Here is a 12,533-nt window from a genome sequence, read left to right as displayed (position 1 = left end):
GGGTTATAGGTTGCGTTTTAAAATTTCATTTTTATTAAAAGGTTTAAGGGATGCTCCGGCGCAGCGCATGACGGCATCAAAGCCATAACGGCTTTTCATTTTATCCATAGCGGCATAGAGGGACAGCATTTCCTGAGTATCTTCAAAAAGATCAATTTGATAGGTTCCACGCACCAGCCCACTAAAGCGTATGCCGATCAGGCGCAAGCGCATACGGCGCTGGTAGAGTTTATCGAAGAGTTCGGTGACATTCTTTGTCAGGATGTGATCGGCTGAGGTATAGGCGATTTTGCATTGTTTGGTCTCGGTGTCAAAGTTGGCGTATCGTATCTTAACCACTACAGTGGAGGTCAGCCACTGCTGCGAGCGAAGCTGAAAAGCCAGTTTTTCTACCATCCCCATCAGTATGGATTTTAATTTGATGATATCGATGGTGTCCTGGGAAAAAGTATGCTCGGTAGAAATGGATTTACGCTCGGTGTAAGGTTCTACCGGAGTGTGGTCAATCCCATTGGCTTTTTTCCAGATCTCAAGACCGTTTTTGCCAATCATCTGTCCGAGCACCTCAGGGGGCATCTCCGATAAGGTCTCGATGGTACGAATTCCTATTCTCGATAAAAGCTGGAAGGTTACACTTCCCACCATTGGTATTTTCTGAATCGATAATGGATTTAAAAAAGCGCGTACATTCTGCTCACCAATTTCCAGATTCCCCTTGGGTTTACCTTCCCCGGTGGCTATTTTAGAAACGGTTTTATTGATAGAGAGCGCAAAACTAATAGGCAGGCCGGTTTGTTTGATGACATCCTGAGCCAGTTCATTGGTCCATTTATAACTTCCGTGAAAACGGTCCATTCCGGTTATGTCAAGGTAAAACTCATCGATACTGGCTTTTTCCATTATAGGGGCCTTTTGCTGAATTACCTGGGTTACCTCATGGGATAATTGGGAATATAGTTCCATGTCCCCTTTAAGGATTTTGGCCTGCGGACAAAGTTTTATGGCCATATGAATAGGCATGGCGGAGCGGACTCCAAATCGTCGGGCCTCATAGGAACAAGAGGCAACTACTCCGCGATCACCGCCACCGATGATAAGTGGAATTCCCTCTAATTCAGAGTTGGTGCGTCTTTCGCAGGATACAAAAAAAGTATCCAAATCCATATGTACAATTGCCCTTGCCATGATCTTGTTTTTGTAAAGAACAAAATTAGCACAGGTTGTAACAAAAAAGACTATATTTGCTGTTATAAATTGTAACAAAAATGTTATGTCTTTATTTTCAGACAATATAAGAGCCTTACGGGTCAAACAGAAAATATCACAGGAAAAGTTGGCGGAGAATCTGCAAATTACAAGAGGCAGGTACGTCAAATACGAGGACGGCACCTCGGAGGCGCCGTATGATATTTTAAAAAAAATTGCACATTATTACCATATCAGCATCGACTTGCTCTTATCGGTTGATGTGCGTAAAATAAACATGCAGGATTTGCTTGAACTAGAGAATAACCGCCTGATACTTCCTATACAGGTAGATGCTGCAGGTGAAAATTTCATTGAGGTGGTCACGCAAAAAGTCAAGGCGGGTTATCTCAATGGTTACGCAGATCCGGAGTATATAGAAAGCCTGCAGCAAATCTCGCTTCCTTTTTTGGGGCCTGGTAAACACAGGGGATTTCCCGTAGAAGGGGATTCTATGCCTCCTCATGAAAGCGGCAGTATCATTATCGGCAGATATGTAGAACGGTTAGGGGAGGTGCAGGACGGAAAGACCTATATCCTGATTACCAAAAATGAGGGTATGGTGTACAAACGCCTGAACAAAAACAAGCAAAATTCACTTGTTCTGGCCTCTGATAACTCCTTTTACCCCAACTATGAAGTCAAACTATCGGACATCATTGAGATATGGGAATATAAATGCAATATCGGCAGAAGTGATAAAAAGCAGGAACTCTCCGAAACTGAGAGTCTCAGGGAATTGATTCTGGAAGTCAAGAGGGAAGTTCTGGAGCTTAAGGAGAATTCTATCATAAGTTCCAAGTAAAACATCAGGGAAAGATTTTTTAAGGAGCTTTTCCCGCTATACGCTGCACCCGAGCGCCAGTGAACTGGCGAAGCAATCTTTTGCACCGAACCCCGGCACAAAAGGATTTCCATTTCTATCGGGGCTCATTTCAAACATTCGGCTTCTTATGAAGATTTTTTAACCTTTTCTAAAATAGAAAGATTCCCAATTTCCTAGTCCTGAAACTAAGATTGTAGAGAATCTTTTTCTACTTCAAAAAAAAAAAACGTCAATAAAAGGGAGTTGAAATTAGTTTATAAAACCAAATTGATTTTCAAACATTTTTCCAATTATGGGAATTGGTTTCTTCTGTTGGTTAACGGCATTTATGATGCCAAAAATCCATAAGATAAAAATGGCGTAACCAATGTAATTCAGGAAATAAAGTGAAGTCACTGTCATTACTATAATAGACAGAATGATATTTACTGCAAAAGAAACTAAAAAGATTCCCAGGCCTTGTTTCAAATGGTAGGTTACCAAATCGCTTTTTGGGTTTAAATCTTTGCTTTTTACGAAGGCTACAATCCAACCAATAATAGTGATGTAGCTTAAGATAGATAGGTTTTTTTTGTTCATCGTTAATTATATTTATTGGTCAAAACTAGACATTACGTTTATAAGACGAAACCCATACTTTGTCAGCTGTCATTTCTGGTTGGTATTTTGTTACTTTAAGCCGATAATGCGTATCAGAACTACATTTCGTATTTCATGAGCTTAAAAAAAGATTCTTTTTTTCCTCTTGAAATAGGTACAAACGATTTATCAGTCATCTGTACCATACCTTCGCGGGAATAACTCACAACACAATTCACGTTTATCAAATGAGACTGATGGATTCTGAAAAATGCCGGCGGTTCGAGCAAATCTTCATAATTTTTTAACGGTTTTGAAACCATGATTTTTCTGCCATCAATAAGAAAGAAAGTCGTGTACGAACCGGAAGTTTCACATCTGATGATTTGATCCAGCCTCACAACATACATTGCTTCCTGTGTGGGTAAAATAATCCGGTCAGGTGTTTTGTTAAGGTTGGTCTGGAGTTCATTAAGCTGTTTTTTTTCTAAAACCCTTTGCTGTAAAACAGCAATACGTTCGATAGCCGTTTTAAGTTCTTCCGTATCTATGGGTTTTAAAAGATAATCAATAGCACTGTATTTAAAAGCATTAATGGCATGCTGTTCATAAGCTGTTGTAAAAATGAGGTGAAACGAATTAAAAGTAATTTGCTGCAGGACATCGAAACCGGTTCCGTCTTTGAGCATGATGTCCATAAAAACCAAATCAGGTTTCAGGCGGTCGATTAGTTTTACGGCTTCTTCGACACTTTGGGCATAAGCTACAATCTGTATCGTATCGGGAGCAGTCATTTCAAGCATGATAGACAACGCCTCTCTTATGCGCTGTTCATCTTCAATAATAATAGTTTTATACATCTTTATAATATTGGAATATTTAAAATCACCAAACAGCCCGATTCGTCTGTTGCGATATCACGTTCGAGAACCTGAAAACCGGCATACGGATTTTCTTTCTGCATTTTGCTTAATCTTTCATCTGTAATTTTAGTAGATAAGGATTCGTGATTGTCTTTTAGCTTTAATTTTCGGGAAGCAGCCAGACCAATTCCATTGTCTTTAATGGTGCAGACCAGGTTTTTTTCATCAGTGTGCTGTGTAAAATGAATTGTTAGTAAACCCTTAACTTCTTTTACCTGAGGTTTTAAGCCATGTTCAACAGCATTTTCTATAAAAGGCTGAATGAGTAGTGGCGGAATCAACGTATCCCTTTCAACGCTATCATCGCATTGAATTCGATATTCAAAACCATTATTAAGACGCAGCTGCTGTAGTTCGATATAATTTTTTAAAGTGTTGATCTCTTCTTGCAGCGAAATGGTTTCTTTACGGGACTGCTCCAAAACCTGACGGGTGAGTTTGGCAAATTTATTCAGATAAGAAACGGCCGGAAGGGTATCTTTCTGAAGAATCATGCTTTGAATATTTCCAAGGGCATTAAAAATAAAATGTGGATCCATCTGAGAACGAAGCAGTCTTCTTTCCAGGGAAAGTGTCGCTGCCAGATTCTCTATGGTTTCCTTTTCCATCAGCTGTACCTTAAGTTCGCTGTTGGCTTGCTCCTGTTTGAGGAAATCTTCACGGTTTTGGTAATAACGCTGACGATAATAATACGATCGAAACATAAATACCAGTCCAATCAGTAACACACCTGCAATTCCGTAGCCCAAAAGTTTGTTCTTTTGTACCAGTTCATTTTCGAGTTCCAATTGTTTTATGCGTTCTATCTTTTTGGAAGATTCATATCTAACATCGGCATTTTGCAATATTTTTTGAGTCGATTCATCATATTTTAACTCATTGTATTTGGCGTATTCTGCATCATAACTGTAATAGGCTTCAAAGTCTTTTCGTTTTGCAGCAACATCTTTCAGGCAATGGTAAAAAGTCGCTAAAAGGTAATTGTCTGTGTATGGAAGGCTTTGCTGGTATTTTATTCCTTCTCTAAAAAGAAGTTCTGCCTTGGTATAATCCCCTTTTTGTGTATAATGAAATCCCTGAAGCCCAATGGCACTTCTGTAGATAATCCTGATGTTGTATTGTTTGGCAATCACGGTTGCTTTTTCAAGATTTTTTAAAAACGATTTCTCGTCAATAGGTTTTGGTCCTTTCGAATAAAGGTCTGCCAGATTGATATAAGCAATTCCAATATTGCTTTTACTGATAATAGTACTGGCATTTTTTTCGGCTAAAATAACCGTTGTGTTAAAAAAAACTAATGCCTGTTGCCACTTTGCTGTGTTTTCCTTTTCAAGATTATCCGTTAAATAACTTCCAAAAGCAAGTCTGGCATGCAAAATACTTTCATTATCACCAGCTTTGGAAGCGTGGTTCAGGGCTTCCCGTGCATATTTTTCGACTTTTATTGGTGAAGCAGGGGAAAAAAGATACGATATATCCGAAGCGATTTTTGCGCACTGATCGTGTGCAGCTGCTTTTTCAAAAAGTTTGTAAGAAGCCAGAAGATATTCTATGGCCTGCTGTTTTTGGTCAATATACGATTTTAATGTTCCCATGGCCAGGAATGCATAAGCCTTTGGTCGTATTTTATTGGTCTTTCCTGATAAATAATAGGCACTGTCAGCATAGTGTGAAAACTCTTTTAAGTGAAGTAATCGCCTCTGGGTTAAAGCTAAATAAGAATAGCAAATAATCTTGTCTTCGATATTATTTTTCTTTTTTGCCAGATCTAATGCAAGCTGCTGCATTTTTTTGGATGAAGAGGTATCAGTGAAACGTTTGGAATATCCATAAGCCGCCATTTTTTCAATCGAAGATGCTTTTTGGGCATGGGCTGTAAAAGCCAAAAAAAGAAAAGGTAATAGTGAAATAACAAATCTTAAAGGGTTGGTTTTAAATGGCAAAATGATAGAAGTGGAGCGCATAAATAGTAATATTACCGGGGAAAAGTACAAATAGTATGATTACTGACCAAACATTTTTAGGCTGAAATATTTATTTTAAATGGTATCTAAGCATGGTTTTAAAACATTCTAAAACCAACATTTTACGAATATCATTTCTTGCTGACCAAATAAAAATCTAAACACACCATTTGCCAATTCCCGATTGTAGTAATTTGATGTATAGAGTAATCTTGCTGTAAATATTTTTTTTTAAAAATCCTAAATTATGAATACGAAAAAGTTTACATTAGTGATAATCGCCTTTTGTTTTTTGACTGGACTGACTTACGGACAGCAGCTGGAAGACAAACGTGTCAAGATAGAAATTACCGTAAAAGACGGCAATAAAACTATTATTGCCCCGGTGCGGACTGCAACATTCTCCTTTACTACTTCTACCAACAATGGTACTGCAACTGATGGTACGGAAAAGAAGGCGCAGACAAAAAATTATTATTTATCTATAGATTTTGAAAAGCCGAATATTGCCTTGTTAAAAGCCTTTCTGGCAAATAAAAACGGACTCGACGGCCAAATCACTATGGTAGATTCTTATGGGAAAATGCCTTCGAGAAAATTAGAATTTACAAAAGCAAACATAGATTCTTTAAGCGATCAGATTACCGCAGATTACACCAGTGCCTACATGTCAATTATGTGTACGACATTAATTATTGATGGAGTAAATATTGAATAATTTATGGAAGCTTTGCAAAAATTCACAAAAAAAGGAAATCAGTATGTTATGAAAAGGCAATATGGTTTTGGTCTGATTGTAGTTTTCGGAATGGCAGCTTTTACTTTTGCCGGCATATGGATGAAAAATTCAGCGATGATCTGGATTTTTGGAATTCTGACAGTTTTATGCCTGATTTCACTCTTTATAAACCACGTTATAATAGATATGAACCAAAGAGTTATCCTAATCAAAAATGCTTTGATTATTGCTCCGGTTCAAATTCCATTGAGTGATTTTGTCAATTTTGAAGTGGTTAGAATCAAACAGTATTTCGTTACCATAAATGTCTCACTGAATCTTTATTATTTAAAAAAAGGGAAAGAACAGTGTACCGGAATTGCTCAGGGATTCACTACCAGAGCCATACAAAATTTACTTAATGAAATTCAGGAAATCATAAAAGAAGATGAAAATTCAGGAAAAATATAACATTCAGGAAACAGCCAATACCTTTTCTTTTTGTCCCAAAAAGCCAACACTTGCTATGTCATGGTGGTTTTTGGCGGGTATCCTTGCCGGTATTTTGCTATTATTGTTTTTTGGTAATTGTCTTGATCAAGCGATGCGATGGGCAATTTATATTTTAATGGGATATTTTGTGCTGCATAGTTGGTATGATATACAAATAGGAAGCAAAATCCGTTACACTTTTGATGCCAATGAAAATGCGGTTTACAAAAGCAGTCCATTGAGAGCAAAAACAAAAATCATGAAACTGGAAGAAATCGTTATTTTCATTCATTCAGAAATGGGAAGTTCGTATTATGCCTTGGGTGCTAAAAAAAGGCAATTTATAAAAAGTTATATTATAAGTGAAGGTTTTAGTGCGGGTAAAAAATGCGAAATAAAGCAACAGGCTTATGAAGATTTTATCTTGATGAAAATTGAAAAATTACAAGATTCAGTTTTAAAAAATACTCAAATCAAAAACACTTAATAATATGAAAGTTAAAGCTTCTGTCGCATCTGAGAATAACTTTTATCTTAGGAATTTAATCCAGTCAAAAATGAATACGAAAGGACATTCCTATCCGAGGTCTATTATGTTGCAGGCACTAAGCAGTAGCATACTTGCCGATGAAAGGATTAAGCTATAAAGAAGTACTGATCTATTATTTTTTTAAGAGATACTAGATCATTTTATCTTTATGATAACGCAGCAGCCACTGTTCCATTTTTTGAAGCAGTTTGACTTCTGTATGGTTTCCCAGCGGATCATCCAGCCCCATTAGCGTCCTACTTAAATTAAATTTTCCATTCTCAAATTCACAGGTAAATTTAGGAAACTCATGGTGTGATAAAATCCAGCTGTTAGGTAACTTTTTTTTTATTTCAAATTTCTTCATAGTAAAGCATGGCAGCAGTTATTGTTTCAATCCCTGTATAAACTGCAAAAATAAAGAATTATTTTTGGGCGTGTTAAAAGAAACTTTTCGAAACTCATTCAAGAGTTGTTCAATTTCAAAAGTTGCTTTAAGGGTTCAGCCTTGTTCCGCTTTTAATCCTTTTTCTTTTGCGATTATTTTTGAAAACTGATGCTTAAAAATTGTATTTTGTCTTAGGGTTATTGAATAAATGAAAATGATGATGAAAGATTTGACGTTTTGTTTTACTATCTAATTTTTACTTGCTATTTTTATTATACCGCTTTTGGATTCCAAAGGGTTTGGAAAATAGTGGTATAATGCTTTCAAGATTTGAATCATTACAAAAAAAATAAAAAAGTCCCACCGAAGCAGGACTAAAGATTTTCATCTACGGCATATAGCCTTATTGTGATAAGATTAAAAGATTAGAAAATTTAATCTATTGTAAAGATATAGAAAAAAAATAAACCCAAAAGAAGTCATTTGTCTTTTTGAAGTTTTTCTAAAAATGTAGTCACTATGGAAAAAATATTAGGATTAGATTTAGAAACAAACCGCATTGGATGGGCTATTGTGAAGCAGGGCAGCAGTGAGTTTACTCTTGTGGATAAGGGGGTAAGAGTATTTACTGCGGGAGTGAAGTCTGAAAAAGGAATTGAGAGTTCACGAGCTAGTGAGCGCACTGCATACAGAAGTGCCAGAAAAATAAAATACAGAAGAAAACTCAGAAAGTATTACACCTTAAAAGTACTTTCTATAAATAAAATGTGTCCCTTAACTGTTGATGAAGTCGAAGGATGGAAAAAGTCAGGATTTAAAAAATACCCGCTTAATCCAGCTTTTTTGAAATGGCTTCGAACTGATGAGCAGAAAAACCTTAATCCTTATTATTTCAGGGACATGGCCAGTAGGGAGAAAGTAACCTTATTGGAACTCGGAAGAGCGTTTTATCATATTACGCAAAGACGCGGATTTTTAAGTAATAAAACGGATCAGTCTGGGCAGGGAATATTAGAAGAACACAGTCCGATTATTGAGTCTATAGTTGAAGAAGTAAATTCAACAGCGGAGCTTCTTTGTGAACTAAAAGACTATTTTTTTAATCTTGGAATCATTGCAGAGAATAACAAAGATGGTTTAAAAAAAAATCTGGACCAGGGAGACACCAAACTAAAAATCTTATATAATTCGCTTAGAACTATTCTAGTAGAAAATCAAGATAATCTTAGTAAAGCAAAGCAAGAAGTGATTCTCCGACTTTACAGGCAAGAAGATTTAGGATTAATAAAAAAGGAAATAGGAAAAATTTCGCAAGCAATGAGTGATGGCAATTTTTCCACTTTGGGACAATATCTCTTTAGCTTATACAGCAAAGAGAGAATAAGAAAGAAATATACAGCCAGAGAGGAGCATTATTTGAAAGAGTTTGAGATACTTTGTAGGGTTCAGGGAATTCAAAATATTGACCAGAGTGAGCAGTTGCCAGAAAAAAGATATGCTGGACTAGCCAGAGATTTATATAAAGCCATTTTTTTTCAGCGTCCTTTAAAATTTGAAAAGGGTACTGCAGGAAAATGCCCATTGGAAAAAAATAAATCGCGTTGTGCTGCTTCCCATCCTGATTTTGAAGAGTACCGGATGTGGAACTTTTTGAATACCATTAAGTATGGAAGGTCATCAGAAAAGACATTGCGATATCTCACTCTAGATGAAAAACTGCGTCTGATACCTAAATTTTTGCGAAAGAAAAATACTTTCGTCTTTGAAGATTTAGCAAAAGAGCTAATACCCAAAGAGGCAACTTCAGAATTTTATAAATCATCCTCAAGAGAGGAATTTGATTACTTGTTCAATTATAATCCAAGGCATACCGTTATGGGCTGTCCTGTTTCGGCTTCCCTGAAAAAAGCAATAGGAGAGAATTGGAAAATAAAAACATTCACCTATACGGCTCTAAACTCAAATGGTTTGGAAGTTTGCAGATCGGTCAATTATGGTGATTTATGGCACATGCTCAGTGTTGCTACTTCTAATGTTTATTTGTTTGAATATGCAAAAAATAAACTAGGCCTGGATTTGCCTAGTGCAAAAGCATTCAGCAGTATTAAATTTAGAAGAGAGTACGGAAACTTAAGCCTTAATGCTATTGATAAAATACTTCCTTATTTAAAGCAAGGTCTGCAGCATTCCCATGCCGTACTGATGGGCAATGTTTCGAATATTGTCGATGGGACGATATGGGACGATCCGGTTAAAAGGAAATTCATTCAGGATAAAATAGGTTTTGTTATTGAAAACCATACCAGTGAAAATGGTTTGGTAGAGGCTATGAATTCTTTGATAAAAGAATATAAAGCAAACGGTATTGAGTATTCGCAAGTCGCTGAGACGGGGTATAAAAGCGCTTTAAATGCTAAATTGGTTTCATTTTTCAGATATAATGCCCGTGAAGATAAAAATACTATTTTAAATAAACTGCTTCCCATTTTCATTGATCAGTTAAAAGGGAATGATTTGATCAAAACCAAGAGCTTAATGGAGAAAGTGATGGCATTCTTAGCTGGAGATAATGAAGAACAGTTAAAATTGTGTTCAAGTGAAAGACGGTTAAACTTGCTTTATAATCCATCAAATGTGAAGACTTTCAAAAACAAAATAATAAAAGATGAGTTTGGAAATAAAATAGCGCTATTGGGGAGTCCTGTGATAGACTCAGTAAAAAATCCTATGGCAATGCGAACCCTGCATCAATTGCGAGCGTTGCTCAATACTTTAATTCGTGAAGGGCAAATTGATCCAACGACTAAAATTCACATCAATATGGCTCCTGAACTCAGTGATGCCAACAAAAGAAAGGCAATCCTGGATTATCAAAATGAATTAAAAAAGAAAAGACAAGAAGCGCGGGAGCAAATCGGCAAACTTTATGCAACACAGGGTAAAGAGGGTTTAAGTCCTACTGATAGTGACGTGCTGCGTTATCAATTGTGGGTAGAACAAAATAAGGCTGAAATATATGAGGGTAACAAAGAGATCAGTATCTGCGATATAGTGGGAGAGCATCCACGATATAATATTTTTTATACGATACCAAGGAGTATTTCAAGGGATAACTCCCAAAGGAATATGACTCTTTGCAGTAAAGAATTCAAAAGGGATACTAAAAGAAGTGAAATCTTTACACAGTTGAGTAGTAAGCCCGAAATAGGCTCAAGGATAGTTCATTGGAAAGAAGAAGCTGATAAGCTGAGCAAAGATATTGAAGCACTCAACTGTTCTGTAAAAGCAGCGGCAAGCAGGGAAGCAAGGGACTCAAAAATTAGAAGAAGGCACTATTTATCTTTAAAAAGAGATTACTTACAAGCAAAATTCGAGCGGTTTTTTTGGACTGAAAATAAATCAGCATTTAAAAACGGCAAGAGCCTTGAGACAGGAAATATAAGTAAACATATTCAATCTTATTTAAAATCTTATTTTGAGAGAGTTGAGGTTGTCCAAGTTGCACTGGTTGATGAATTCCGAAAAATTTGGAAAATGGAGGAAAATTATCAAAAAAATGATTTAAGGAAGCATTCTCATTGTGCTATTGATGCCATTATAGTTGCTTGTATGACAAGAGATAAGTATAAAATGTTATTCTCGGCCTGGGATTTAGAGGAGAAGGAGTATATTGAAGAAGCAAAAACACTATTAGCACAGTGCAGACCGTGGAAGAATTTTACTGAGGACCTGAAGAAAATTGAGCATGAGATTCAGATTTCACATCATAGACCAGATAATGTAAAAAAGCAATCAAAAAAAATTATCAGAATCAGGGGAAAAAAGCAATTTGTTGCAGAAATGGAAATTGACCCACAGGGCAGGCGTGCTGTTAAAAAGGACAGCAATCAAAAGATAGTTTATAAATTAGATAAGAGTCAAGAGAAAGTTCCCAGATTTCAGCAAGGGGATACCATTCGTGGGAGTCTGCACCAGGAACATTTTTACGGAGCTATCAAAAACCCGTTGAATCATGATCAAATATACTATGTTATCCGGAAAGATTTGCTAAGCATTAAAGCAGCGGATGTGGAGTCTATTGTTGACCATGTTGTAAAAGAAAAGGTAAAGCAGGCCATTGAGAATAAAGTACTGCTCTTATCTTCAAATCAGCAACAAAAAAACAAGTTAGCTCCAAATAGTAAAGTATGGATGAATAAGGAAAAGGGAATTGCAATCAATAAAGTAAGGCTTTATGCTAATGCGGTAAAAAATCCTTTAGAGATAAGAGAACATAGTGTTTTGTCAAAATCACCACACGAGCATAAGCAAAAAGTGTACGGGCAAAATAATAGAAATTATGCTATGGTTCTATATGAAACAGACGACATAAAAGAATTTGAGCTGATTAATAATTTTAGTCTGGCAAAGTTCAAAAAACAAGGATTGGGCGATTACCCACTTAGAAAGGAAAAGCAGGTCAAAGGTGGTAAAAGACTAATTCCTGTTGCCAGACGTAATAATAGGGATGTGGTTTTAAAAAGGGGACTTCAGGTTGTTTTTTATGATGATGAAAGGGAAAACCCCAAGAATGTATTAGAAATTACTGATTTTGCAGGAAGAATTTATACTATCGAAGGACTGACCATTCAACGCAGGAAATATAAAAATAAAGAGTTTGTGTATGGTAAAATTATACTAAGATGTTTTAATGAAGCTAGAGGTTTCGATGAGATCATAAAAGAAAATTTTAAACCAGCTGGCGGTTTTAGATTGGGGGAATATAAACCGATAAGAAATATGAATCATATCCAGTTTTCTGCATTTGTTGAAGGAATAGATTTTAAAGTCTTAGCTTCAGGGAAAATTGTAAAAATTTAAATTATATTG

10 protein-coding genes are annotated in these 12,533 nt (G+C 36.2%); 5 read left to right on the top strand and 5 right to left on the bottom strand.

Annotated features, from left to right (window positions below; all coding sequences use genetic code 11):
* Positions 1-3 precede the first annotated feature (3 nt).
* The gene (gene dinB, locus GON26_RS01685) at positions 4-1,185 is read right to left on the bottom strand and encodes a DNA polymerase IV (protein ID WP_160372987.1); all 1,182 of its coding nucleotides are present in this window, start codon (positions 1,183-1,185) and stop codon (positions 4-6) included.
* An 85-nt stretch (positions 1,186-1,270) separates the two neighbouring features.
* On the opposite strand from dinB, the gene GON26_RS01680 reads away from it, so the two are divergent.
* Entirely contained in the window at positions 1,271-2,050 is a 780-nt protein-coding gene (locus GON26_RS01680) for an XRE family transcriptional regulator (protein WP_160372986.1), read from the top strand.
* A 270-nt stretch (positions 2,051-2,320) separates the two neighbouring features.
* On the opposite strand, the gene GON26_RS01675 is transcribed toward GON26_RS01680, so the two are convergent.
* From GON26_RS01675 to GON26_RS01665, 3 genes are all read right to left on the bottom strand, one after another.
* A complete protein-coding gene (locus GON26_RS01675; protein WP_160372985.1) occupies positions 2,321-2,650 on the bottom strand; it encodes a DUF4870 domain-containing protein in 330 nt (109 codons plus the stop codon).
* Positions 2,651-2,769: 119 nt separating this feature from the next.
* Positions 2,770-3,510 (bottom strand): LytR/AlgR family response regulator transcription factor, encoded by a 741-nt coding sequence (locus GON26_RS01670; protein ID WP_202110816.1) that lies wholly within the window; start codon positions 3,508-3,510, stop codon positions 2,770-2,772.
* Positions 3,511-3,512: 2 nt separating this feature from the next.
* The gene (locus GON26_RS01665) at positions 3,513-5,459 is read right to left on the bottom strand and encodes a sensor histidine kinase (RefSeq protein WP_230407881.1); all 1,947 of its coding nucleotides are present in this window, start codon (positions 5,457-5,459) and stop codon (positions 3,513-3,515) included.
* A 325-nt stretch (positions 5,460-5,784) separates the two neighbouring features.
* On the opposite strand from GON26_RS01665, the gene GON26_RS01660 reads away from it, so the two are divergent.
* Genes GON26_RS01660 through GON26_RS01650 form a run of 3 tightly spaced genes read left to right on the top strand, consistent with a single transcriptional unit; the run spans position 5,785 to position 7,234 of the window.
* A complete protein-coding gene (locus GON26_RS01660; protein ID WP_160372983.1) occupies positions 5,785-6,255 on the top strand; it encodes a hypothetical protein in 471 nt (156 codons plus the stop codon).
* A gap of 3 nt (positions 6,256-6,258) precedes the next feature.
* Positions 6,259-6,726: a hypothetical protein gene (locus GON26_RS01655; RefSeq protein WP_160372982.1), complete on the top strand. Its 468-nt coding sequence runs from the start codon at positions 6,259-6,261 to the stop codon at positions 6,724-6,726.
* Complete coding sequence (locus GON26_RS01650; RefSeq protein ID WP_160372981.1) at positions 6,704-7,234, top strand: hypothetical protein; 531 nt, start codon at positions 6,704-6,706, stop codon at positions 7,232-7,234. The genes GON26_RS01655 and GON26_RS01650 overlap by 23 nt, the downstream gene beginning before the upstream one ends.
* A gap of 193 nt (positions 7,235-7,427) precedes the next feature.
* On the opposite strand, the gene GON26_RS01645 is transcribed toward GON26_RS01650, so the two are convergent.
* Positions 7,428-7,643 (bottom strand): hypothetical protein, encoded by a 216-nt coding sequence (locus GON26_RS01645; RefSeq protein WP_160372980.1) that lies wholly within the window; start codon positions 7,641-7,643, stop codon positions 7,428-7,430.
* Positions 7,644-8,183: 540 nt separating this feature from the next.
* Between GON26_RS01645 and cas9 the strand changes: the two genes are divergently transcribed.
* Positions 8,184-12,524, top strand: coding sequence for a type II CRISPR RNA-guided endonuclease Cas9 (gene cas9 / locus GON26_RS01640; RefSeq protein WP_160372979.1), 4,341 nt, complete (start codon positions 8,184-8,186; stop codon positions 12,522-12,524).
* The last annotated feature ends 9 nt before the right edge of the window (positions 12,525-12,533 follow it).

The sequence above is a fragment of the Flavobacterium hydrocarbonoxydans genome (assembly GCF_009789235.1).
Taxonomy (GTDB): domain Bacteria; phylum Bacteroidota; class Bacteroidia; order Flavobacteriales; family Flavobacteriaceae; genus Flavobacterium; species Flavobacterium hydrocarbonoxydans.
This window is presented reverse-complemented; position numbering and strand designations above follow the sequence as displayed.

Excerpts from the sequence above, each read along its gene's own strand:
- GON26_RS01670 (WP_202110816.1), bottom strand. The coding sequence starts at position 3,510 with ATGTATAAAACTATTATTATTGAAGATGAACAGCGCATAAGAGAGGCG.
- GON26_RS01645 (WP_160372980.1), bottom strand. The coding sequence starts at position 7,643 with ATGAAGAAATTTGAAATAAAAAAAAAGTTACCTAACAGCTGGATTTTA.
- dinB (WP_160372987.1), bottom strand. The coding sequence starts at position 1,185 with ATGGCAAGGGCAATTGTACATATGGATTTGGATACTTTTTTTGTATCC.
- GON26_RS01660 (WP_160372983.1), top strand. The coding sequence starts at position 5,785 with ATGAATACGAAAAAGTTTACATTAGTGATAATCGCCTTTTGTTTTTTG.
- GON26_RS01655 (WP_160372982.1), top strand. The coding sequence starts at position 6,259 with ATGGAAGCTTTGCAAAAATTCACAAAAAAAGGAAATCAGTATGTTATG.
- GON26_RS01675 (WP_160372985.1), bottom strand. The coding sequence starts at position 2,650 with ATGAACAAAAAAAACCTATCTATCTTAAGCTACATCACTATTATTGGT.
- cas9 (WP_160372979.1), top strand. The coding sequence starts at position 8,184 with ATGGAAAAAATATTAGGATTAGATTTAGAAACAAACCGCATTGGATGG.
- GON26_RS01650 (WP_160372981.1), top strand. The coding sequence starts at position 6,704 with ATGAAAATTCAGGAAAAATATAACATTCAGGAAACAGCCAATACCTTT.
- GON26_RS01680 (WP_160372986.1), top strand. The coding sequence starts at position 1,271 with ATGTCTTTATTTTCAGACAATATAAGAGCCTTACGGGTCAAACAGAAA.